The following is a 24,081-nucleotide window of genomic DNA, read 5'->3' on the forward strand; positions in this document are numbered from 1 at the left end:
TCATGATTACTATATTTCTTTCATACCCGGTCGCACATAGATGAAACAGATTCCAGAACATTGAAGAGAAAAACAGGAAGAATGGTAGTAGCCATTTATTTTCCGTCCATGGTAAAGTGATAGAAACGACAATATTTTCAGAAAAGTTCAAATTCGAAGAGAAACCGCTGCACGGAGCAAACGATCATGAATTGCTGTCTTTATCCGTACGAGCAGGAGGTATGTCAATGCAATACTTTTCACCAGAACAGCAATACAATGCATGGGTTGTGAGTGATTTAGTCAAACAGATTTTCCATCAGCGATCCGGCTGTTCACCCGGAATTCACGAGCTTTCGGCCTTTGCTGAGGAACATTTTCATATCGATATCGACTTTGTTTTCTCGATTATTATGAATATCGGCGACATTGAATTCGCACTCGCAGAAGAAATAGAAAAGAAATTGTCCAGCTATCTCGGCGCTCTCCTTCCATATGTCAACGCTGAAATGCTCGAAACCTCTAAAGCAAATGCCAATGCGTTTTTATCCCGCAGACATGGCAATGCTGTATACCATTTATTTGTGTCTGATGATGCTTTCATGAAAAAGCAGTAAAACTGCAGCTTTCTTTACTAAAAAAATATTGACATGATGAGCCATGCTATTATAGTGTTTACATGTGATAATGATTCTCATTACTAAATCTGAAAAAAGGAAGAATGACATGCGCACCTATTCTAACAAGTTGATTGCCATCATGAGTGTTTTATTAATCGCCTGCTTCATTGTATCCGGCTGTTCATCCAGCCAGAATAACAGCGGAAGCAGCGAAAGCAAGTCAAAGGATTCTAGAGTGATCCAGCACGAAGAAGGAAAAACGACAGTAAGCGGCACACCTAAACGGGTGGTTGTCCTTGAGCTTTCATTCTTGGATGCTGTATACAATCTCGGCATTACGCCGGTGGGCATCGCCGATGACAACAAAAAAGATATGATTAAAAAGCTTGTCGGCAGCTCAATTGATTATACATCTGTAGGCACACGCAGCGAACCAAATCTTGAGGTCATCAGTTCCTTGAAGCCTGATTTAATTATCGCTGACGCTGAGCGCCATAAAAACATTTATAAACAGCTGAAACAAATCGCCCCGACGATTGAATTAAAAAGCCGGGAAGCGACATATGACGAAACGATCGACAGCTTTACAACCATTGCTAAAGCATTAAATAAAGAAGATGAAGGAAAAGAAAAGCTTACCGAGCACAAAAAAGTCATCAACGATCTAAAAGCGGAGCTTCCGAAAGATGAAAACCGCAATATCGTTCTCGGGGTTGCAAGAGCAGATTCCTTCCAGCTCCATACGTCATCATCATATGACGGAGAAATCTTTAAAATGCTCGGCTTTACACACGCTGTGAAGTCAAATGAAGCCTATCAAGAGGTCAGCCTCGAGCAATTGAGCAAAATCGATCCGGATATTTTGTTCATCTCAGCCAACGAAGGCAAGACAATTGTAGACGAGTGGAAAAAGAACCCGCTCTGGAAAAATCTCAAAGCGGTGAAAAACGGGCAAGTCTATGATGCGGACCGTGACACTTGGACAAGATTCAGAGGCATCAAGTCTAGTGAAACAAGCGCCAAGGACGTGCTAAAAAAAGTGTATAATAAGTAGGACAAATGAGAAGCGAGGGGAAATCCTTGCTTCTTCGTTTTTGCAACCAGACGCAGTAAGGAAGTGAGACTGTTGTATCATTCAGCCAAACGGCGCTCATCATCAAGACTGATGATGTTCATCATCGCACTGATCATTTTGATATTCGGGCTTGGGCTGAATCTTTCAGTAGGAGCCTCAGACATCGGAATCATAGATTCATTGAAATATCTTTTTGTATGGGATGGTTCAAAGGAACAGCTCATCATCTCCACTCTCCGCCTTCCCCGCACATTAATCGGCGTATTTGTCGGAGCCAGCCTAGCCGTTGCAGGGGCGCTGATGCAGGCCATGACCAGAAACCCTCTGGCTTCACCTCAAATTTTCGGTGTGAATGCGGGTGCTTCGCTTTTTGTCGTTGCTTCTCTCGTCATTTTGCCGGCATCGCCCTATTCTTCCGTTGTATTCGCTTTTGCGGGTGCGGCTGCAGGCGGCGCGATTGTGTACATGATTGCCTCATCCGGCGGAATGACACCTGTCAAACTGGCATTGTCGGGAATGGCGGTGCATCTGTTCCTCTCCTCCATGACACAGGCCATCATTATTTTAAATGAGTCGGGAGAAGATGTTCTGTACTGGATGACAGGCGCGATTGACGGAAGCAATTGGCAGGATGTCATGACCATCGCTCCGTTTTCTGTCATCGGCATCGGGCTTGCCCTCGTGTTTTCCGGTTCTGTTTCTGTACTTGGTCTCGGAGACGAAACAGCAAAAGGGCTTGGGCAAAATATGAACGGCATCCGGATTCTGATCAGTTTTATCATTTTAATTCTTTCCGGCGCTTCCGTAGCTGTCGCCGGGCCGATCGGCTTTGTAGGACTGCTCGTTCCGCATATTGTCCGCAAGCTGATCGGAGAACATTATCAATACGTGCTTCCGTTTTCGGCGCTGTTCGGTGCCATTTTGCTGGTGTACGCAGATGTTCTGGCCAGATGGATTGCATTTCCTTATGAATCACCGGTCGGCATAGTCACCGCGATTATCGGAACACCATTTTTCTTATATTTGGCAAGGAAAGGGCGAAATCTGAAATGAAGAACACAACCAGAAAACAAAAACGCCCCTTACTGGCGATACTCATACTGGCCGTGATTCTGATCATTCTGTCCGTCATCAGCATCGGCTTCGGTGCATTATACATTTCACCGGGTGCAGTGGTGACGAACTTGCTGGGACTGGATCACTCCTTTGAATTCATCATCCAGCAATACCGCCTTCCACGGATTATATTAGCGATTTTGGCCGGTGCCGGGCTTGCCGCGGCCGGTGCGATTTTGCAGGGTGTCATCCGCAACCCGCTCGCTTCCCCGGACGTTGTCGGCATTTCAAAAGGGTCCGGACTTGCGGCGATGGCTGTCATTCTGATCTTCCCTGAATCGCCGGTATACGTGCTTCCGTTCTCTGCATTTGCCGGAGCAGCCATTATTGCTGTACTATTATTAATGATAGCCCGAAAAAAAAGCATTCAGCCCTCTTCATTGGCTTTATCAGGCATCGCCTTAGGCGCGGTCTGCCATGCCGGGATGCAATATATGATGGTCAAGTTTCCGGGCGACGTGAATGCTGCACTCATTTGGCTGACAGGCAGCCTATGGGGAAGAAACTGGGAAGAAGTTAAGCTGCTTGCGCCATGGCTTTTGGTTCTTTTGCCGATCGTCTGCATTCTCATACCAAAGCTGGATCTTATGTCACTCGGTGATGAGCTTGCGCAGGGTCTCGGCGAAAACGCAAACCGGCTGAGATTCATCCTGATTTTCACCGCGGTTGCACTGGCGGGAAGCTGTGTAGCCGTCGTCGGCTCAATCGGTTTTATCGGCTTGCTTGCTCCACATATTGCCAGACGGCTTACCGGAGAAAAAGCTAAATATTTACTGCCTGCATCGGCATTGATTGGTGCTATTATATTATTAATTGCAGATACGTTAGGGCGCGGCATCATGCCTCCGGTTGAAATACCAGCCGGAATATTGACAGCCGTGATCGGCGCGCCTTATTTCTTATATTTATTGAAATTCGAAGCGAGGAAACAGTAGGGAGAGGATACCATGGGAAAACTGGCTGCAGACCAGCTCACTCTTTCATATGACAGCACAGTGATTATTGACGGAGTCGACTTAAAGATAGAAGAAGGAAAAATCACTGCGCTCATCGGCGCCAATGGCTGCGGGAAATCAACAATCCTCAAATCGCTCGCCAGGCTGATGGCTCCAAAAAGCGGTACGGTCCTATTGGAAGGAAAAGATATACACCGCCAGCCATCAAAAGAAGTCGCAAAAAAACTGGCCATTCTTCCTCAATCTCCTCAGGCTCCTGAAGGATTGACGGTAGAGGAATTATGCTATTTCGGCAGACATCCTCACAAAAAGCTGTTATCCAAGCATACTCAAGAGGACCACGACATGGTAAGGTGGGCGCTGGAAGCAACGGGCATGGTTGAGCTGAAAGAACGGACACTGGATGCCCTATCCGGCGGCCAAAGACAACGAGCATGGATTTCCATGGCGCTTGCGCAAGGCACTGATTTGCTTTTGCTTGATGAACCAACCACGTATTTAGACATTTCACACCAAATTGAAGTGCTTGAGCTGCTGAAAAAGCTAAACCGCGATCATGGCCGCACCGTAGTCATGGTGCTCCATGATTTAAACCAGGCCGCTCAATATGCGGACTATCTAATCAGTGTGCTGGACGGAAAAATATACAATGCCGGTACACCGGAAGATGTGTTTACCCAGCCGTTTTTCCGTGAAGTCTTCGGCTTGGAATGCTGCATCATGAGAAGCCCGATCGACCAGAAGCCCATGTGCTTGCCGACGGGACTGTGCCCGAAATTACGGGCGAAATGAAAAGGAGAGGAGCTCCTCTCCTTCCAGACTGTTGAACAAAAGCTCAAAACGATAACCGTTTTGAGCTTTTGTCATCCTTTCAGCATGATAGAAAATCCTTGAAGTCTAGGAAGAACGAGCATTGGAGCAGACTTCCGCAGGATGCGGTGACAGCGGTGTTTGAGCAGGACGCTCAGTTTTTAGCCGCTGATCATTTCTCAAGTAAGCACCGACGCACAGTTCTGACAACGATTGCGAGGGTTTGTCAACATGCTGAAAAGGAGAGGAACCCCCTCTCCTTTTTTGTATGCCGACTTACCTTTTGTATTTCATCACTAGTCCGTGTTACATTGGTGTCAATCAAGTAGTAGGAGGATGAATATGACAAAAACTCAACAGCAGATTCAATTAGCCAGACGTCCGCAAGGGGTTCCCGTTCATGAAGACTTCCGCTTTGAAACGATCCCTGTCCCTGAACCCCAGCAGGGTGAAGTGCTTATCAAAACGCTTTATGTATCGGTTGACCCTTATATGCGCGGCCGTATGCAGGATACAAAGTCATATGTTGAACCGTTCGCCTTGGATGAAGCGCTCTCTGGCGGGGTTATTGCTGAAGTCGTGTCAAACGGTGATCATCTAAAAAAGGGCGATATCGTCATCGGAAACCTCAGCTGGCAGGAATTTTCCGCTGTAAGCGAGTCTGCCTTGCGAAAAATTGATACAAGCCTCGCTCCCGCTTCGGCCTATCTCGGCATTTTGGGAATGACCGGTTTGACAGCATATTTCGGACTGCTGGACATCGGGCGTCCGAAAGAGGGTGAAACCGTGGTCGTCTCTGGAGCTGCGGGAGCCGTCGGTTCAGCTGTCGGGCAGATTGCCAAAATCAAAGGCGCGCGAGTCGTGGGCATCGCAGGCTCCGATGAGAAAATCGCGTTTTTAAAACAGGAGCTTCAGTTTGACGAAGCCATCAATTACAAAACAGCAGATGATATCCAAAAAGCGCTTGAAGACGCTTGTCCTGACGGAGTCGATGTGTATTTTGACAATGTCGGCGGGCCGATTTCAGATGCGGTCATGAACCTGCTCAATGAATTTGCCCGCATTCCGGTGTGCGGCGCCATTTCTTCCTACAACGCGGAAAGTGAAGCAGATGACCTGGGCCCTCGCGTCCAATCGAAGCTGATCAAAACAAAGTCGCTGATGCAAGGGTTTATCGTAGGCGACTACTCTGATCGTTTTTCTGAGGGAGCAAAACAGCTGGCCGAATGGCTGAAGGACGGAAAGCTCCATTACGAGGAAACCATTAAAGAAGGCTTCGAAAACATTCCTGACGCGTTTCTCGGCTTATTTAAAGGCGAAAATAAAGGAAAACAGCTGATCAAAGTCAGTGATCCGAGCTGACATGATAATGAAAACACGGAGGGATTTTTGCCCTCCGTGTTTTTTGTGTATGCTCAGGTGCGAAGAATCAAAGTGAGAAAGCCATCTTCATCAGGTTCCGGGTCCTCCATAGTAAATCCAGCTCCTTGAAAGCAAGCCAAACTGATTTGATTGTCTTCCTCAATGCATGCAGCCCACTCTCTCACCCTAATAAAATCAGGATCATTCAGCAGTTTTTTTAATATCTGTTTTCCGTATCCTTGAAGCCGGTACATAGGATTGACGATCATTCCAATATACGCCCGCTCCTCCACGAACTCCATAACGGCCATCCCTGCCGGCAGCTGCCCGTCATATGCCATGATGACAGTATCGTCTTCATCTTTATTCACTCGTGCATACCACACATCTAATGGCAGCATCCCATCCATTCTTCGCATGGTATCCTCATTTTCAAACCATTGTTCAAGAATTTTCAGCTCAGGCTCCTTCAATCTTTCAAACCTGTCTATTGAAGCCATCTCCTCACCCCGCACGAATCTTTTTCTATTATTTTACAGCAAAAAAGAAGGGCTTACCGCCCTCCTTTTTATTTCGTCTTCAATTTTCCGCCTGTATAAACAGCTTCACTCAGCTCTACGCCCAGCTTCTTCGCCATTTTTTTCAGCTTTGATTCTTCCAGTTTCGTCACGAGGCTCAGCACGTTGCCTTCTTTTCCGGCACGGCCTGTTCGGCCTGATCTGTGAATATAGCCGTCTTCGTCAGGAATATCAGCATGGATCACGTATGGCAGATTTTCAATATCCAAGCCGCGTGCAGCAATGTCAGTCGCCAATAAGAGCGGGAATTCTCCGTCTTCGAATGCGGCAATGATTTTCGCCCGCTCCATTTTTTTCGCTTCACTGTGCAGAACGCCGAGATCGACATGGTGATACGCCAGCTTTTCCGCATACACACTCAGGTTGCCGATGTCTCTCACAAATACAAGCGCCTGCATGCCTTGGAGTCTTGACAGCTTTTGCAGCAGCTTCACTTTGTCGCGCTGGTCGCAAATCAGATATTGATGCTTCACTTTCCCAGCTTCCGTCTTGCTTCGCTGCACCTTCAACACCTCAGGCTCTTGCGCCAATTCGCGGAGCACGTCCTCTGTTTCCTTTTTGAGGGTGGCAGAAAAACATAGAAGCTGCCGGTCTCTTAATGTCGTTTTAATGATTTGCTTCATCGTTTCGCGATGCTCCGGCAGGATAAGCTGATCCGCTTCATCAAGCACGATCGTTTTCACTTCATGCATCTTTAATTTCTTCGCTTTAATCAGTTCAAATACCCTGCCCGGCGTGCCGACAATGATATGCGGATGTTTCTTCAGCTTTTCGACCTGCTTCTTCACATTTGCCCCGCCGATTAAGGAAGCCGCGCGCAGCTCTGATCCCGCTTTCCAATCCTGAATCACCTGAAAGATCTGCATCACCAGCTCACGCGAAGGCGCTAAGATCACTGTCTGCGGATGCTTCTGATCTGGTTTGATCCGTTCCAAGACCGGCAGTGCGTATGCAAGTGTTTTGCCCGTGCCTGTCGGAGATTCCGCGATGACATCCTTTCCGTCCATGATTAGCTGTGCTGTTTGCTCCTGAACAGGGGTTGGCTTTTGAAAGCCGGAAGTATTCCAATTCTCTTGTATAAATGATTGTGCATTATGTAAAAATGGCCAAGTTTGCGTCATTTTTGTTCTCCTCAATTCCTGAAATCTATTCCATAGTATCTCAAAACCTCGCCCGGAACGCAATTTTTCTTTTTCTTTCCTATACCTTTCAACATTCCGCTTCCTCCTTTATAATCAAAAGGGTGAATATTACACGCCGATTGTGCGTGTTTGATAAACGATAGAGGTGTAAACATGAGTATTTTATCTGTAAAGGATTTAAGCCACGGCTTCGGTGACCGGGCCATTTTTAATAACGTCTCCTTCCGCCTGTTAAAAGGCGAGCACGTCGGGCTGATCGGCGCAAACGGTGAAGGAAAATCAACCTTCATGAATATTATTACCGGAAAGCTTGAACCTGATGAGGGAAAAGTCGAATGGTCAAAAAATGTCCGTGTCGGCTACCTGGATCAGCATACCGTGCTGGAAAAAGGAAAATCCATCCGTGACGTCCTGAAAGACGCATTCCATTATTTATTTGCGATGGAAGAAGAAATGAACGAGATTTACAACAAAATGGGCGAAGCTGATCCCGACGAGCTCGAAAAGCTGCTTGAAGAAGTCGGCGTGATTCAAGATGCGCTGACGAACAATGACTTTTATATCATTGATTCCAAAGTGGAAGAAATTGCCCGCGGCCTCGGCTTGAGCGATATCGGATTAGAGCGTGATGTCACTGATTTGAGCGGCGGACAGCGCACCAAGGTTCTTCTCGCCAAGCTGCTTCTTGAAAAGCCGGAAATTCTGCTTCTCGATGAGCCGACCAACTATCTTGATGAACAACATATCGAATGGCTGAAACGTTATCTGCAGGAATACGAGAACGCGTTCATCTTGATTTCCCATGACATTCCGTTCTTAAACAGCGTCATCAACCTGATTTATCACGTTGAAAATCAAGAACTGACACGCTATGTCGGTGACTACCATCAGTTTATGGAAGTCTACGAGGTGAAGAAGCAGCAGCTTGAAGCGGCCTACAAAAAGCAGCAGCAGGAAGTCGCGGAGCTGAAGGATTTCGTTGCCCGCAACAAAGCGCGTGTCAGCACGAGAAACATGGCGATGTCCCGCCAAAAGAAACTCGATAAGATGGATATGATCGAGCTTGCGGCAGAAAAGCCAAAGCCGGAATTCCACTTTAAGCCGGCGAGAACGTCAGGCAAGCTGATTTTTGAAACGAAGGATCTGGTGATCGGTTACGATTCCCCGCTGTCACGTCCGCTGAACCTCCGCATGGAGCGCGGCCAAAAAATCGCCCTTTACGGCGCTAACGGGATCGGAAAAACGACATTGCTGAAAAGCCTGCTTGGTGAAATCCAGCCGCTTGAAGGCTCGGTTGAACGCGGCGAGCATCTCTATACCGGCTATTTTGAGCAAGAGGTCAAGGAAACAAACAACAATACTTGTATTGAAGAGGTGTGGAGTGAATTCCCTTCTTATACGCAGTATGAAATCCGGGCCGCTCTGGCAAAATGCGGACTGACGACAAAGCATATCGAAAGCCGCGTCTCCGTATTAAGCGGAGGCGAAAAAGCGAAAGTCAGATTGTGCAAGCTGATCAATTCAGAAACAAACCTGCTGGTGCTCGATGAGCCGACAAACCACTTGGATGTCGACGCGAAGGAAGAGCTCAAGCGCGCCCTCAAAGAATATAAGGGCTCCATTCTGCTCATTTCTCACGAGCCAGACTTTTATATGGATATCGCGACAGAAACGTGGAACTGCGAGTCTTGGACGACGAAAGTGCTTTAAATCGAAGAAAACCCGCCTGCTGAAGGGCGGGTTTTTTAGTGCCACTTTTTCTGAATGATTCTCAAAAGCTCTCTGTCTTTTAAAATGAGCTGCAATGGCGAGGTGAATTCATCAAGTGTCAGCTCTCTTTTGGCAGACAGCTCAAAGTCCTCCTCATCAGCCCAAGCTGTGAACCATTCAACCGAAAAGCTGTTTTTCATGACGCTGTGTATGTAATGATAGAGCACCTGTAAACACTTCTGTTCATATTCGTCAGGCTTTGCCTTATCCATGGCAAACGTCCCCTCTTCAACATGAACCATCACCTGATATGGCAATCGTAAATGAACGGATACATCCTCAGTTTCTTCAAGATAAATGCCCGCCGCGTCGATGCCTGACCGAAGCGGATGCCCTTTCCGTGAACGGCGTACTTGCTGACCGAAAAATCCAGTTTCTAAAGGGGTTTTAGCCGTTAAATAGTAAAATTGTGTCATAAAGGTTTTCCTTTCTTACACCAATTCGATTATGATGCCATTATAACAACTGATAGTAAAGGGGTATAACATGATCATCGGCAAAAAAGAATTCAATGTAAATGAACTTCAATACACCATTCGATCAGCTTGTGCAGAGGATGCACAGAAGCTGTCTGCATTAAGGCTGAAAATTGATGGAGAAACGGAATACATGGATCGGGAGAAAGGTGAGGATTTCATAGATGCATCGAGTTTTGAACAACGGATAAAGGAAGATACTGAGAAAAAGAGAAACTTATTTTTAGTTGCTGAAGTGCAGGACAGGCTCGCAGGGTTTTCCAGATGTGAGGGAACTGATTTAAAGCGATCCTCGCATAAAGTAGAGTTCGGTGTATGCGTGTTAAAAGAATTTTGGGGTTATGGCATCGGGAAGCATCTTTTACAGCAATCTCTCTCTTGGGCGGATACCAACGGAATTAAAAAAATCTCACTGAATGTCCTGGAAACAAACGAAAGAGCCATTTCACTATATAAGACATACGGATTTGAAGCAGAAGGAATCTTAAAAAAGGAGAAATTGCTTTCTGACGGAAACTACTACAATACGGTTGTAATGGGAAGGTTCCATGATTAAAAAAGACACTGCATATGCGCAGTGTCTTTCGTTATTAATGTCCCGCCTTAATTCCAGCAAGATGTTTACGTCCCATGAGAAGGACAAGCATGCCGACAAAAACGACGATCCCACCTACTGTATATGGTGTGCTTGCTGTGAAGTGCTCTGACAGCATTCCCGCAATCCACGGAGCGATCGCGCCGCCGATGAAACGGACTGAGCTGTAGGCTGAAGACGCAATTGAACGTTCAACCGGCGCAGCCCCCATCACAGCTGTTGTCATAATCGTGTTGACCATACCAAGGACAGCACCAGCGACAACGATACAAGTAATAATCAATGTCTGATGGTCTGTCCAAATTCCCATGATGATGAGAATGACCGCAAAGGCGATAAAGAGCACGACCAGCGAACGCACTGTGCCCAGCGCTTTGTGCACGAGCGGCGCCGTAAAGACTGACGTAACAGCCAACAGAAGGCCCCAGCCAAAGAAGACATATCCGAGACCGTGTTCATCTAAATTCAGTACGAACGGAGAATAAGCAAGCAAAATAAAAAATCCAAAGTTGTATAAGAACGCAGATACCGCCATCGTCAGCAAGCCTTTATATTTGAGTGCCTTCATGGCATCAAACACACCGACGCGTTTCGCCGGTTTCGGCAATTTTGGCAGCATCAAAGAAATCGCGATTAACGCAATAAACATCAGGACAGATACCCCGAAAAACGGTGCGCGCCATGAAATACTTCCAAGCTCTCCGCCTGCAAGCGGTCCAACAGAAATCCCGAGACCGAGCGCAGCTTCATACAAAATAATCGCTTGGGCGCTGCCCCCGACTGACACGCCGACGATGACCGCAAGCGCAGTTGAAATAAACAAAGCATTACCTAATCCCCAGCCGCCGCGATAGCCGACTAGCTGAGCAATTGAGCTTGAGCTGCCCCCAAGCCCCGCAAACACAATAATAAAAATAAGTCCGAGAATTAATGTCCATTTCGCGCCAATGCGGCTGGAAATGGCGCCTGAGAAAAACATCATAAATCCGGTTACAAGCAAATAACTTGTAAACAAGAGTGATACTTCACTAGGTGAAGCATGTAATTGTGCTGCAATTGCCGGAAGAATTGGATCGACCAGCCCGATTCCCATAAAGGAAATCACACAGGCAAACGCGACAGCCCATACAGCTTTCGGCTGACTGAGCAAGCCCGTTTTCTGATTCACTTGTTTTGTCTTATCCATTTGACCTGACCTCCATCTTTATTCCATTAAAAGAAACGCTACAAAATAGCGTTTGAGAAATTTTTCATTCGATTGATTGAATGGCACGTTCTGCTTTATTTTTCATGCCTTGCAGGCGTTCTTTAAAGCTTTGGAATGTGCGGATTTTCTTATCAATCAAATCCAGCTGGTGATTCAGGGTTTCCTGAATTTCCTCCAGTTTTTCTTTCCGTTCCTTAGGATCCAGTGACAACAAATACCCCTCTTTGTTTAACTCTAGCTGGCGGCTGGTTTCCATGAAATGCTGAAGTTCCTGAAGGGAAAAACCGAGCACTTCTTTTGTGCTGATGACTTTCTCAAGCTCCTCCATATCATCCTCTGAATAAAGCCTCACGCCGCCGTCTGTCCGTTTCGGCGCCGGAATCAAGCCGATTTCTTCATAAAACCGGATGGTCCGCTTTGTCAGCCCGCTTCTTTTGGCTACTTGATCTATCTTCATCCATTCCAAGGTAAATCCCCCTTCGCCGTTTCTGTTCCCATTATACACCTTTTAAACCTTAACGTAAACGTTAAGTTTTAAAAAACAATAAAAAAGACGAGTGCATCAATCACCCGTCGTTCACTGTCCTGTTTAAGCCAAACTTCCAGTTACTGATAGAGGCTGCTTTTGAAGGCTATCAGAAAGCAATTGATACGCAATGACTTTCTTCTTGTACTGTTTCACGACGTCGATATGGTCGTCGTAGCGGTACACAAACAGCTTCACATCTTTTTTGCCTTTTTTCGTATCTATCACCAGCGGCGTGCCGCCGTTTTCTGGATGTAAATAACGCTCTTCATCACCCGGGTAAATATAATATTTCTCCAGGAAGACAGCATCGTTAAATTGGTCTATCACTTTCCGCTTCTCTTCACCTTCGAGACGTTTTCCATTTAGAGAGAGAACAGCATTTTCGTCACTTAGCTTGGCATGCACCTCGAATTTGCTGAGCAGCCATTCCATGACGCCTGTTGGAAGACAGGTTAATACGATTTTCACCAGACTCATGAGGATTAACATCACGATGGTCCATGTCATACTTCATCATCTCCGTTAGTTTTCCATGTGTCTTTGACACACAATTCCATCCTATCATAAGCTGGCCGGTTCGTTTTTGTACATTATGTGAAAAAAGCACGGCCTGCTGCGGGCCGCGCTTTTTTAGCTTTCCAGCTCTTCTATCATGAGAGACAATTCTGTCCAACGGTCCATAGCAGCCTCAAGCTCTTCCGCTGTTTTCGCCTGCTTGGCCATCAGCTCTTGGATTTTTCCGAAATCGCTGCCTGCTGCGGCGATGTCAGCTTCAAGCTGTTCATGCTGTTCTTCCAACTGGGCAATTTTGTCTTCAATCCCATCCCATTCAATCTGGTCCTTGTAGGAAAGCTTTTTCCGTTTTTTCTTCAGCTCCGCTTCGGCCGGTTTTGCTTCAGCAGCCGGCTTTTCAGCTATTTTCTTCGCTTTTGTCTCCTCCATATAGTCGCTGTAGGAGCCTTGGAAGCGGGAAATGACGCCATTTCCTTCAAACACAATCAAACGGTCGACGACACGGTCAAGGAAGTAGCGGTCATGGGATACGGTGATGACGACGCCAGGGAACTGGTCGATATAATCCTCCAGTACGCTTAATGTTTCAGTATCCAAATCGTTCGTCGGCTCATCGAGAAACAGGACATTCGGCTCCTGCATGAGAACCTGAAGCAAGTATAAACGGCGTTTTTCTCCTCCGGACAGCTTGCGGATATACGTCTGCTGCATCGAACGCGGGAAGAGGAAACGCTCCAGCATTTGTTCAGCTGTAATGATATCGCCATCCGCTGTTTTTACGACCTCCGCCGTTTCTTTTATATAGTCAATGACCTTTAACTCGCCATTCATTTCACTATGATCCTGGGTATAGTAGCCGATTCTGACGGTCTGGCCGATCGCAATATGGCCGCCGTCTGGAGTATGACGGCCGGCAAGGGCGTTTAACAGCGTTGTTTTTCCGATGCCGTTTGGCCCGATGATCCCAATCCGTTCACCCGGTATGACCAGCTCATTAAAGCGATCGACGAGCATGCGGCCGTCATAAGCGATCATCACATTTTCCGCTTCAATGACCTGTTTGCCAAGACGGTGGGAGCCAATCGCAAAGTCGAGTGAGCCAGATGACTGAGGGCCTTTCTGCTCCTTAAGCGCCTCCACTCGGTCAATTCTCGCCTTTTGTTTTGTGGAGCGCGCTTTCGCTCCCCGTCTCAGCCAAGCCAGTTCGCGGCGCAGCAGGTTTTGCCGCTTCGTTTCCTTTTGCTCAGCCTGCGCTTCCCGTTCCGCGCGTTTTTCTAAAAACACTTCATAGTTGCCTTTGTACGTGTAGAGACTGCCTCGTTCGAGCTCATAAATGCGGTTGGTGACACGGTTTAAGAAATACCTGTCGTGTGTCACCAGCATGACGGAGCCGGGATATTGACTTAAATATCCTTCAAGCCACTCAATCGTTTCATTATCCAAATGGTTCGTCGGCTCGTCTAAAATGAGCAGATCAGCGGGCTGAATTAAGTTTTTGGCAATCGCCACCCGTTTTTTCTGACCGCCTGAGAGCTCGTTGACTGGCTTTGTGACGTCGTTAACGCCCAGCTTAGACAATACGGTTTTCGCCAAGGTGTTTGCATCCCATGCGTTGTTCGCATCCATTTTCGCCTGCGCAGCCAGCAGGTGCTTTTGGCGCTGTTCATTTTCAGGATCTTCCCCCAGTTCATACAGCGCTTTTTCATATTCACGCAAGGTTTTCATCACAGCCGATTCACCGGAATAGATATGCTCCAGCACAGTTTGCCCCGCAGGCAGCTCTGGGTCTTGATGAAGAAATTCAACGTGCACGCTGCCTGATTTCGTGATGTCTCCCTCTTCGATAGATTCCAAGCCGGCGATCACTTTCAGCAGCGTGGATTTTCCTGTTCCGTTCGGCCCGATTAATCCGATTCTCTCATTCTCTTCAATATGAAAGGAGATATGGTCAAATAATGTTTTATCTCCGTATGTTTTATACAGATTTTCCGCTTTTAATATACTCATGATTCCTATCAATCCTCACGTAAGTTCATGTGTACATTTTAAATCAGCCGCTGGAATAAAACTAGTAAAACGTCAGACAAATTTCATGGAAATGCAGGATAGAAAAAAGACCGGGGACATCTGTCCCGGTCTTTTATTCTTCCTCAAGCGCTTTTTCTGCCATTTTTGCGAGATGCTGCGCACTTCCTGAAATCTCCTGCATCGTGGCGGAAATTTGCTCAACGGCAGCGGCTTGTCCGTCTGTATGCTGATTAATCGACTCAATTGATTCCTCCAGCCCTTTCAGCAGGCTGTGAATTTTTTTCGTGATCTGGTCAATCTGGCCGACATTTTCTTTCGAATGCGTCGCTAGCTTTCTGATCTCATCTGCGACGACAGAGAAGCCTTTTCCTGACTCCCCTGCTCTGGCCGCTTCGATTGCGGCGTTTAAGCCGAGCAGGTTGCTTTGGTCAGAGATGCCTTTCACGGTTACTGAAATATCGGCGATTTCACCGGCGCTTTCGCTTACCTTTTTCGCCTGAGAGGAAATGCCTGACATTTGAGTTGAAAACCCATTGATTGAATCCGAAATATCGGAAATGGCTGCAGCCGTTTGTTCAACGACAGCTGATAAGCTTTCTGCTACATCATGCAGCTTTGAGGACTCCTCAAGGCTCGTTCCGAGGCCGACGCCCCCTATCACTCTTCCATTCTCGTCGTGGAGCGGGATGGCACGTGCAATCAATGGGAAGCCGAACAACTCTTTCGGAACCATGCTCGTCTTCTTCTGATTGGTGCGGATGGCATCTGTGATAATATCCCCTTCCTGCAGCGGATCGCCGGCTTTTACGTTTAGAGAAAAGGTTTTGGCTGGTATATTCACAAGTAATTTTTCCGTATCGTAAATGCCGATTGTAATATCATCTTGGACCAGGCTGTTTAAATAAGGGGCTACTTTGACAAACGCGTCCAGAAGGTCTGCCGTTTCTTTTTCCGTTTTTATGCTCAATTCCATTCACTCCTTTTTTATTAATAAGGGAAGCTGCGTTTTTCGTGCTGGACCGAGATCCATTTCAGCGTCGTAAATTCTTCAAGGCTCCACTCACCGTTCAAACGGCCGAGACCTGATTGCTTTTCACCGCCGAAGGCCACATTTGGTTCATCATTGATTGTCGTGTCATTGACATGTATCATGCCTGTTTCAATGCGCTTCGCAAAAGCCACGCCGCGCTCAAGATTTGAGGTATGTACGGCTCCGCTCAAGCCAAACGGCGTTTCGTTTGCGATATCCACCGCTTCGTCTTCTGAATCAAACTTCATAAAGGAGACGACAGGTCCGAACAACTCTTCCTTGGCAATGCTCATGAACGGTTTCACGTCTTTTAAGATCGTCGGTTCCACGATCGTCCCGTTAAACCCGCCAAGCTTCACTGGAACAGCGCCTTCTTCAATCGCTTTCTCAACAGACTTCATCAGCCCGTCCGTCTGTCTGCTGTTGATTAAAGGCCCGATAATTGTATCAGGGTCCATCGGGTCGCCGACCTTCAGCGATTCCACTTTTGCCTGATACATTTCAAGGAACTTATCATAAATTGATGAGTGAACAAGTACGCGGTTGGCTGACATGCAAATCTGTCCTTGGTGTGTAAATCGGCTGAACACCGCCGCATTAACCGCATATTCTATATCTGCATCCTCAAGCACGATGAAGGCGCTGTTGCCGCCGAGTTCAAGAAGCGGCTTTTTAAAATGCTTCATCGCAAGCTGGCCGATGTAGCTGCCGACTTTTGTCGAGCCTGTAAATGAGATGATCCGCGGTACCGGGTGTTCGACAAAGCTGTCTCCGATTTCTGCAATGTCTGTGACAACCACGTTCAGCAGCCCCTCTGGAATTCCCGCGTTCTCAAAAATTTTGGCAATCAGCGTGCCGCCGCAAATCGGCGTTTCTTCATGCGGCTTTAACACGACGCCATTGCCTGCTCCGAGCGCGGGCGCCACTGATTTCATAGATAAAAAGAATGGAAAGTTAAATGGACTGATAACACCGACAACGCCTGCCGGCACACGATATAATCTATTTTCCTTGCCGTCTATTGTTGACGGAAGAATTTTTCCTTCCATGCGGACAGGGAACGTTGCCGCTTCTTTCATGATGTTTTTGACAAGCCCGATTTCAAAAGCTGCTTTGAGCCTTGTTCCGCCAAGCTCTTCCATAATCAAATAAATGATGGCTTCTTCGTTCTCTTCGATATACGTGACGGCTTTTTCTAAAATGGTTCTTTTCTCAAACGGATTGACCGCATCCCATTTTTTCTTCGCCAGCGCTGCTGCCCGGTACGCTTCATCTACATCGTCAGCAGTCGCTTTTTGGAAGGTTGTGAATGTTTTTTGAGTATAAGGATTTTTGTTTTCCAATACATTTGGGCTGCTGCCCTCCTGCCATTTCCCGCCGATAAACTGTTTATTCAATTCTTCATATTGAAACATGGTCAGCATCTCCTTTTTAACCGCAAATCAAAATTGGGCGAATCTATTTTTTCTATCGGTTCACACTGCATAAAATTGAATATGTTATTAGTAAAAATTACTATCCTATCTTACGCCAACGCTGTTTCGCTTCTATCATTTAAAGCAGAAAAATATATGATTGACTGCGCCAAATTTCGACAATATAATACAACAAGAACTGTATATAATGATTAGAATATTTTGAATTTTCCGGGAGGAACTTTGATGAGTTCATTATTCAGAAAAAAACCGCTTGAAACATTGAGTGCGCAGAGCAAGTCAAAAAGCCTTGCCCGTACATTAAGCGCATTTGATTTAACCTTGCTTGGTATCGGTTGTGTGATCGGTACAGGGATTTTTGTCATTACAGGAACAGTGGCAGCGACCGGTGCAGGTCCCGCCCTCATCATCTCGTTTATTTTAGCAGGCCTCGCCTGTGCGCTCGCTGCCTTCTGCTATGCTGAGTTTTCGTCTTCGATTCCGATTTCGGGAAGCGTGTACTCATACTCCTATGTGACACTCGGAGAGCTGCTCGCCTTTTTGATCGGGTGGGATCTCATGCTTGAATATGTCATTGCACTGTCGGCGGTTGCCACCGGCTGGTCTTCATACTTTCAATCACTGCTTGCCGGCTTCAATCTTCATATTCCAGTCGCATTGACAGGAGCGCCGGGAAGCACGCCGGGCGCCATATTTAATCTTCCGGCTGCAGTGATCATTCTCATCATCACTGCGATTGTCAGCAGAGGCGTTAAGGAAAGCACACGTTTTAACAACGTCATCGTATTGATGAAAATCGGCATCATTTTATTGTTCATTATTGTCGGCATCGGCTATGTCAAACCGGATAACTGGTCTCCTTTTATGCCGTTCGGCATGAAAGGCATCATTGTCAGCGCGGCAACTGTGTTCTTCGCGTATCTAGGGTTTGACGCGGTTTCTAACGCTTCAGAAGAAGTGAAAAATCCGCAAAAAAACATGCCCGTCGGCATTATTTCAGCCCTTGCCGTCTGTACTGTTTTGTACATCACGGTATCGCTTGTTTTGACAGGCATGATGCCTTATACGAAATTGAATGTCGGAGATCCGGTGTCCTTTGCGCTTAAATTCGTCGGCCAGGACGCTGTTGCCGGAATTATTTCTGTCGGTGCGATTATCGGGATTACGACGGTTATGCTCGCTTTGCTGTACGCTCAGGTCCGTTTGACATTTGCCATGAGCAGGGACGGCCTTCTGCCTGGATTGTTCGCAAAGGTTCATCCGTCATTTAAAACCCCGTTCCGCAATACATGGCTGACTGGTATCGTTGCGGCGGGAATCGCCGGGTTGATTAACCTCGGAACGCTGGCCCATCTGGTGAACATGGGAACGCTGGCGGCGTTTACGGTTATTTCAATTGCTATTATCGTGTTAAGAAAGAAATACCCGGAAATCAAAGCGTCCTTCAGAGTGCCGTTCGTTCCGGTTGTGCCGATTATCAGTGCAGGCATCTGCCTATGGTTCATGTACAGTCTTCCCGGCGTCACATGGCTTTCATTTGTGATCTGGATCGCTGTCGGAACGCTGGTTTATTTCCTGTATTCTAGAAAACACAGCTTATTAAACAAATAATCTCTTTTCAGCCGGCGGTACAGACGTTCCAACCTCTCATCGCCGGCTTTTTCCCTTTTTTTATGTGCTATACTTTGAAGAACATATGAGAAAGGGAGACAAACTGATGAAACAATACCGCACGTTATTATTTGATGTAGATGACACCATCCTTGATTTTAAAGCGGCAGAAGCATTAGCACTGCGTTTGCTGTTTGAAGATCAGAACATTCCTTTAACAGATGAAATGAAGACGCAGTATCAAACAATCAATCAAGGTTTGTGGAGAGCCTTTGAAGAAGGAAACATCACACGGGATGAAGTCGTGAACACCCGTTTTTCCGCTTTGTTCAAGGAATTTGATTATGAGGCAGATGGTGCCTTGCTTGAACAAAAATACCGCAGCTTTCTTGAAGAAGGGCATCAGCTTATTGATGGCGCCTTCGATCTCATCTCAAGTCTGCAGCATCAGTTTGATTTGTATATCGTGACAAACGGCGTGTCTAGGACACAGTACAAGCGCCTCCGTGATTCAGGATTATTTCCGTTCTTCAAGGATATTTTCGTTTCTGAAGATACAGGCTTTCAAAAACCGATGAAGGAATACTTCGATTACGTGTTTGAACGGATTCCCCAGTTTTCAGCGGAGCACACATTACTCATCGGCGATTCACTCACTGCCGATATCAAGGGCGGACAGCTCGCCGGACTTGATACTTGCTGGGTTAACCCTGACACGAAGCCGAATGAGTCCGAGATTATGCCAACTTATGAGATTCGCAAGCTTGAAGAGCTGTATCACATTTTGAATATCGAACATACCGTCAGCTGCTAATCATGCTGGCGGCTTTTCTTTTAGAAGAGCCTTTTTTCCTCTTGATAAATTCTTCACCTTATGAATAATATGGTGGTATGCTTTGGTTATATATGTAAGGAGGAGACTCAATTGGCTATCGCCGCCCCGCTAAAAGAAAAAACAGTTCAAAAACCCGGCACCACGGTGTATCCGATTTTGATTATCATCGGAATCTGCCACATGCTCAACGATTCGCTGCAAGCCGTGATTCCGGCCATGTTCCCTATTTTGGAACGCTCCATGAGCCTGACGTTTACACAGCTCGGCATCATCGCTTTCACATTAAACATGGTGTCATCTGTGATGCAGCCTGTCGTCGGCTGGTATACCGATAAACGGCCGCGGCCGTACGCCCTGCCAATCGGTCTGACCGCCAGCATGCTCGGCATTTTGGGCCTTGCATTTGCCCCTTCATTCATAACGATCTTATGCTGTGTGTTTTTCATCGGATTAGGCTCGGCCATTTTCCATCCAGAAGGCTCTCGTGTGGCGTATATGGCCGCCGGCACAAAACGCGGGCTCGCCCAGTCGATCTATCAGGTGGGCGGAAACTCAGGCCAGGCGATGGCGCCGCTGATCACCGCGCTGATCCTTGTGCCGCTCGGACAATTCGGCGCCGTTTGGTTCACGCTTGTCGCCGCGCTCGCTGTTATGTTTCTGCTGTATATTGCGAAATGGTACGCCGCACGTCTCGGAAGCCTTGCCCAGAAGTCAGGCAAACAAAAGAAAACGGCTGAAAACACGGCCATTACCAAGTCTGTTGTATCTGCTCTTATTATTATTATTTTTCTCATTTTTGCACGTTCTTGGTATACGAGTGCGATCGGCAATTTTTACACGTTTTACGCGATGGATACATATCACGTTAGCATTCAGCAGGCACAAAGCTATATCTTTGTCTTTTTGCTGTTTGGTGCTGTCGGCACGTTTCTCGGCGGCCCGCTGGCAGACCGTTTCGGAAAACGCTTCGTAATCCTCGGTTCGCTGCTCTGCTCGGCGCCGCTGGCGATTTTGCTTCCATTTGCCGGCCCGGTGCTCGCCTATGGCGTGCTTGCGTTGATCGGTTTGGTTCTGATGTCGAGCTTTTCCGTAACGGTTGTCTATGCCCAGGAGCTTGTTCCTGGAAAAATCGGCACAATGTCCGGTTTGACCGTCGGGCTCGCCTTCGGGATGGGCGCGATCGGCGCTGTCGCGCTGGGCGCTCTGATTGACGCCGCGGGGCTGACCCCGACAATGATTGCCATTGCCTTTCTCCCTGTCCTCGGTATTCTGGCCTACCTATTGCCGAGCGATCAGAAGCTGAGAGAATGGCATAGCTGAAAAACCCCTGCCATCGGCAGGGGTTTTTTAATCCAGCTGTATAAAATGAGTGTCAGGCACTGCGTGCTTCGGGATAAAGCCGTCAGCAAAGTCTGGGAACGCTGACTGAATTTCGTCAATCCATCTTTTCAGGTTTAGCACATACGGCATATAAATCATTTCAACTGTCGCTTCGTCTTCAATGCGGTAATACCAGCAAAGATTAAACTCTTTTTCCGTCACCAGTGTAAACCCGGAGAAATGATAGAAAATCAGCGGCGTTTCATCTACATACACACGGCCATCCTTGTGCCCGACCTTATAGTTTTCGATATTCCAAAGCGCTGTATTGGCTCCGATTGATTTGACTACATGCACACCTTTATACTGCGCCGGCCATTTCTCCACATAACGTTGATCGCCGTACGTCTTTCGTTCCGTATCCATTTCTACCGTACAAAGTGCAATGCAGTCCTGTCTCCACTGCCACACCGCTTCATATGCTTCCTTCGTATTTCCGGCACCGACAAAACCTGTGTTAAAGCGGCCGGTCCGCTCATAGTAGGGCATGAACCGCGGCGAGTTGCGGTGATCGGTCAAATACAGGGAAGCCGTTGGGTTTTCCGCAAAAATTCGTGCCGGATCAGAAAAGAAAAACAGGTCTGTATCCAGATGAGCAAAGTATTCTGCATCATTCCACTTGCTCATGACATGAAACAAAAAGGCCGGCTTCAATGTCCAACAATATTCATGAAACGTTCGATTGCTTTTCGCCTGCAGCAGCTCTGGGTCTTCCATTTCATGCAGCTGCACAAAAGTCACATGCTTCCATGGCACGTGTTGAAGCAATTCATACGCTTTCTGATCGACACACAACACATACAAATGAAAATCATCGCAATGCTCATGCAGAGAATGAATCATGGGCATCAGCTTAAAGATATGCGTTCTTGACACTATCGTTGAAAAATGAAATGTTCTCACCATACCACATCCAATTATCTAAGATCCACTTGCAGCAAATCGTTGACAAGCGCATACAGTGCATTGGCAAAATCGTTCACGCCAAGCTTTTTCTTCGCTTTTGGCAGAAGCTTGCGGACAGTTTGCAAATCAAAGTTTTTCGCCGTCACCCTTGGGGCTTTCTTTTGCCAATCCGGGTCAATGTTGCGCTCTTTAACAACATGGAGCAGCTCAAGAAACAGATTCAGCAGCATATCATATTTCCGAGATTCCAAAAGCTTATGAATATCAGCCATGATGCCGTTCGTCATGTCAGGAGGGAACGGCCCGTTAAAAGCGAGATGAACGTCTAAGGAGCGAATGTTGTTGTATTTATCGCACATATAAGCAATGTTTGCTCGAATATCGTCTACAGACTTACAATTGCTCGGGTGCTCCTGATGAACACTGACAATGTCGCGATGCAGCCTGAACGTCAGTCCGGCCTGATGAAGCCTGATCCCAAGGTCATAATCCTCGAACCCGTACCGAACAATGCCTTCATCAAATAAGCCGATGTCAACCACATGCTTGCGTTTAACAGAGGAATTATTCGTGATAAAAAAGCGCCACGGCATATGATAGCCTTTCAGGTCATCGCCGTACTCATCTAAAATCTGCTTGAGCACGTCAATAAAATCGGTATCGAGGTCAAAGCTTTTATCCAGAAAGCTTCCGTTTTTGATGTCCGCTTCCTTCAGCAGCTTTTGTTTGTCTTTTTTCGGCATTTCGTCTACGCGCTTTGCGAGCTGTTCCTTATGTTCCTCTTCAAAGCGTTCATAATAAAAACTGTAGATCCGTTTCCAAAACAACCCGCATACGACGAGATTCTCTTCGTTCTCATGGGCTTTAATATGCTTTGCCACAAGGTCCTTTGCCGCAAGCATATCGCTGTCGTGAAATATTAGGATATCTCCTCTGGCATTGCGAAGCGCCTGATTTCGTCCGTACGCAATGCCCCTGTTTTCTTTAATCCGTGTAAAGATCAGCGGAAAATCCGCTTGAAACGACTCAAGCATCGAGAGCGTCCCGTCCTCAGAGCCATTGTCCGCTACAATGACTTCAAATTCTTCATCGCACTCCTGCTGATTTAATGACAGAAGGCTGTTATACAGGCGCTCCTTTGAATTATATGCAGGAATAATAACGCTTGCTTTCACTTCATTTTCACTTCCTGTATTTAATCATTTATTTGTTGTCATCTTTTGAAGCAAAACCGTTAAATTCAGGGTCCAACGTTTTGATGTGCTGAATGATATGCGGCAGCGTCTCTTGGTACAGTTCATGCATAAATGGCAGGTCTGTGCGGGTTGTTTCATGAATCTGTTTGATTTGATTGATGCTGACGATCCGGTATCCGCTGAAATGGTAAAAAATCAGCGGGCTGCCATCCTCTAGCACAATCCGGCCATCCTCCCAGGAAAACGTATGCTGTCCGTAGTTCCAGTGGCCGATGTTTACACCGGGTGTCGTAATGTCACACACATTCGGAAACAGCTGAGACATATAATCCAAATAGCCCTGATCACCGAATTTCCCTTCACCCGGGGCATTTTTGCATTCCTCAAGACAACGTTCCTTCCACCACTCCAAGCAGTCAGTGCCGGCATCATCATGCTTGAAACTGATAAAGCCTGAGTTATATCTGCCTAAAAGACGCTGCAGCATGTCAATCTGCTCTTTCTCAAAAGATGGGATTACGATATCACCCCGTGAAAGGAGCACCGAGCAGTCTGGCTGGTTTTCAAAAATCGGCGACGGATCAGTGTAGAAAAAGAGATCCCCGTCAATATACGTCACACGCTCCAGCTCGGGATTGCTGTTCAGCACAGCTTGCAGAAAGATCGGCTTCATCGTCCAGCAGTACTCGCTTTGATCTCTCGTTTCTTTCAGCTTCAAAAGCATTTCATTTTCGAGCGCGGCCACCGGCACAAGATTCAGCTGCTTCATCTTCAGTTTCTGTAAGACGCGGTGCGTATCTTCATCCATGCATAGCGTAAAAATGGGACTGTCTTGGTCAACTTGCTCTAAAGACTTAAATAAGGCGACTGCCTGATATAATCTCCCTTTTGATAAAACGGTGCAATACGCGCTGGTCACAGTCATGTTCAC

21 protein-coding genes and 2 pseudogenes are annotated in these 24,081 nt (G+C 46.9%); 11 read left to right on the plus strand and 12 right to left on the minus strand.

The annotated features are described in order from the left end of the window. Positions 1 to 227: 227 nt before the first annotated feature. From AC4CV5_RS16300 to AC4CV5_RS16325, 6 genes are all read left to right on the plus strand, one after another. Positions 228 to 596 carry a YfmB family protein gene (locus AC4CV5_RS16300; protein WP_166853931.1) on the plus strand — a complete coding sequence of 123 codons (369 nt, stop codon included), beginning with the start codon at positions 228 to 230 and terminating at the stop codon, positions 594 to 596. 109 nt (positions 597 to 705) lie between these two features. Further along, a complete protein-coding gene (gene yfmC / locus AC4CV5_RS16305; RefSeq protein WP_373924078.1) occupies positions 706 to 1,653 on the plus strand; it encodes a Fe(3+)-citrate ABC transporter substrate-binding protein YfmC in 948 nt (315 codons plus the stop codon). A 72-nt stretch (positions 1,654 to 1,725) separates the two neighbouring features. After that, positions 1,726 to 2,727, plus strand: a complete 1,002-nt coding sequence (fecD, locus tag AC4CV5_RS16310; RefSeq protein WP_003223017.1) for a Fe(3+) dicitrate ABC transporter permease FecD — start codon at positions 1,726 to 1,728, stop codon at positions 2,725 to 2,727. After that, entirely contained in the window at positions 2,724 to 3,725 is a 1,002-nt protein-coding gene (gene yfmE / locus AC4CV5_RS16315) for a Fe(3+)-citrate ABC transporter permease YfmE (protein WP_373924076.1), read from the plus strand. Before fecD ends, yfmE begins: the two co-directional genes overlap by 4 nt. 12 nt (positions 3,726 to 3,737) lie before the next feature. Beyond that, positions 3,738 to 4,538, plus strand: coding sequence for a Fe(3+)-citrate ABC transporter ATP-binding protein YfmF (gene yfmF, locus AC4CV5_RS16320; RefSeq protein ID WP_490923272.1), 801 nt, complete (start codon positions 3,738 to 3,740; stop codon positions 4,536 to 4,538). A gap of 360 nt (positions 4,539 to 4,898) precedes the next feature. Then, positions 4,899 to 5,918, plus strand: a complete 1,020-nt coding sequence (locus AC4CV5_RS16325; protein ID WP_490923273.1) for an NADP-dependent oxidoreductase — start codon at positions 4,899 to 4,901, stop codon at positions 5,916 to 5,918. A gap of 53 nt (positions 5,919 to 5,971) precedes the next feature. Here the strand turns inward: AC4CV5_RS16325 and AC4CV5_RS16330 are convergent, their stop codons facing one another. Together AC4CV5_RS16330 and AC4CV5_RS16335 are read right to left on the minus strand one after the other, a co-directional pair. Then, positions 5,972 to 6,418 (minus strand): GNAT family N-acetyltransferase, encoded by a 447-nt coding sequence (locus AC4CV5_RS16330; RefSeq protein WP_166853936.1) that lies wholly within the window; start codon positions 6,416 to 6,418, stop codon positions 5,972 to 5,974. 68 nt (positions 6,419 to 6,486) lie between these two features. Continuing rightward, positions 6,487 to 7,617: a DEAD/DEAH box helicase gene (locus AC4CV5_RS16335; RefSeq protein ID WP_166853937.1), complete on the minus strand. Its 1,131-nt coding sequence runs from the start codon at positions 7,615 to 7,617 to the stop codon at positions 6,487 to 6,489. Between the two features lie 174 nt (positions 7,618 to 7,791). Here AC4CV5_RS16335 and AC4CV5_RS16340 point away from each other — a divergent pair, with 174 nt between their 5' ends. Then, positions 7,792 to 9,348 carry an ABC-F family ATP-binding cassette domain-containing protein gene (locus AC4CV5_RS16340; RefSeq protein WP_222143776.1) on the plus strand — a complete coding sequence of 519 codons (1,557 nt, stop codon included), beginning with the start codon at positions 7,792 to 7,794 and terminating at the stop codon, positions 9,346 to 9,348. 118 nt (positions 9,349 to 9,466) lie between these two features. On the opposite strand, the pseudogene AC4CV5_RS16345 reads toward AC4CV5_RS16340, so the two are convergent. Then, positions 9,467 to 9,620: pseudogene (locus AC4CV5_RS16345) on the minus strand (hypothetical protein). Positions 9,621 to 9,894: 274 nt separating this feature from the next. On the opposite strand from AC4CV5_RS16345, the gene AC4CV5_RS16350 reads away from it, so the two are divergent. Beyond that, on the plus strand, positions 9,895 to 10,440 hold the full coding sequence (locus tag AC4CV5_RS16350; protein WP_166853939.1) for a GNAT family N-acetyltransferase: 546 nt from the start codon (positions 9,895 to 9,897) through the stop codon (positions 10,438 to 10,440). A 34-nt stretch (positions 10,441 to 10,474) separates the two neighbouring features. On the opposite strand, the gene AC4CV5_RS16355 is transcribed toward AC4CV5_RS16350, so the two are convergent. The 6 genes and pseudogenes from AC4CV5_RS16355 to yfmT all read right to left on the minus strand — a co-directional run bounded on the left by AC4CV5_RS16355 (position 10,475) and on the right by yfmT (position 17,201). Further along, positions 10,475 to 11,665, minus strand: coding sequence for an MFS transporter (locus tag AC4CV5_RS16355; protein ID WP_222143775.1), 1,191 nt, complete (start codon positions 11,663 to 11,665; stop codon positions 10,475 to 10,477). Between the two features lie 64 nt (positions 11,666 to 11,729). Continuing rightward, positions 11,730 to 12,152 (minus strand): MerR family transcriptional regulator, encoded by a 423-nt coding sequence (locus tag AC4CV5_RS16360; protein WP_166853941.1) that lies wholly within the window; start codon positions 12,150 to 12,152, stop codon positions 11,730 to 11,732. 123 nt (positions 12,153 to 12,275) lie between these two features. Then, complete coding sequence (locus tag AC4CV5_RS16365; protein ID WP_166853942.1) at positions 12,276 to 12,722, minus strand: YfmQ family protein; 447 nt, start codon at positions 12,720 to 12,722, stop codon at positions 12,276 to 12,278. A 123-nt stretch (positions 12,723 to 12,845) separates the two neighbouring features. Beyond that, on the minus strand, positions 12,846 to 14,735 hold the full coding sequence (locus AC4CV5_RS16370) for an ABC-F family ATP-binding cassette domain-containing protein (RefSeq protein WP_166853943.1): 1,890 nt from the start codon (positions 14,733 to 14,735) through the stop codon (positions 12,846 to 12,848). Positions 14,736 to 14,868: 133 nt separating this feature from the next. Beyond that, positions 14,869 to 15,234: pseudogene (locus AC4CV5_RS16375) on the minus strand (methyl-accepting chemotaxis protein); the annotation flags it as partial. 509 nt (positions 15,235 to 15,743) lie between these two features. Further along, complete coding sequence (gene yfmT / locus AC4CV5_RS16380; RefSeq protein WP_041906763.1) at positions 15,744 to 17,201, minus strand: benzaldehyde dehydrogenase; 1,458 nt, start codon at positions 17,199 to 17,201, stop codon at positions 15,744 to 15,746. Between the two features lie 246 nt (positions 17,202 to 17,447). Between yfmT and bcaP the strand changes: the two genes are divergently transcribed. The 3 genes from bcaP (at position 17,448) to AC4CV5_RS16395 (ending at position 20,988) form a co-directional block, all read left to right on the plus strand. Then, a complete protein-coding gene (gene bcaP, locus AC4CV5_RS16385; RefSeq protein WP_490923277.1) occupies positions 17,448 to 18,833 on the plus strand; it encodes a branched-chain amino acid transporter BcaP in 1,386 nt (461 codons plus the stop codon). Positions 18,834 to 18,939: 106 nt separating this feature from the next. After that, the gene (locus AC4CV5_RS16390) at positions 18,940 to 19,647 is read left to right on the plus strand and encodes a YjjG family noncanonical pyrimidine nucleotidase (protein WP_373924066.1); all 708 of its coding nucleotides are present in this window, start codon (positions 18,940 to 18,942) and stop codon (positions 19,645 to 19,647) included. Positions 19,648 to 19,758: 111 nt separating this feature from the next. After that, the gene (locus AC4CV5_RS16395) at positions 19,759 to 20,988 is read left to right on the plus strand and encodes an MFS transporter (RefSeq protein ID WP_166853948.1); all 1,230 of its coding nucleotides are present in this window, start codon (positions 19,759 to 19,761) and stop codon (positions 20,986 to 20,988) included. 27 nt (positions 20,989 to 21,015) lie between these two features. On the opposite strand, the gene AC4CV5_RS16400 is transcribed toward AC4CV5_RS16395, so the two are convergent. Genes AC4CV5_RS16400 through AC4CV5_RS16410 form a run of 3 tightly spaced genes read right to left on the minus strand, consistent with a single transcriptional unit; the run spans position 21,016 to position 24,069 of the window. Continuing rightward, complete coding sequence (locus tag AC4CV5_RS16400) at positions 21,016 to 21,951, minus strand: putative nucleotide-diphospho-sugar transferase (protein WP_166854710.1); 936 nt, start codon at positions 21,949 to 21,951, stop codon at positions 21,016 to 21,018. Positions 21,952 to 21,965: 14 nt separating this feature from the next. Beyond that, entirely contained in the window at positions 21,966 to 23,129 is a 1,164-nt protein-coding gene (locus AC4CV5_RS16405) for a glycosyltransferase family 2 protein (RefSeq protein WP_490923278.1), read from the minus strand. A 28-nt stretch (positions 23,130 to 23,157) separates the two neighbouring features. Further along, a complete protein-coding gene (locus AC4CV5_RS16410; RefSeq protein ID WP_166854711.1) occupies positions 23,158 to 24,069 on the minus strand; it encodes a putative nucleotide-diphospho-sugar transferase in 912 nt (303 codons plus the stop codon). Positions 24,070 to 24,081: the final 12 nt, after the last annotated feature.

It is taken from the genome of Bacillus sp. NS1, from assembly GCF_058248265.1.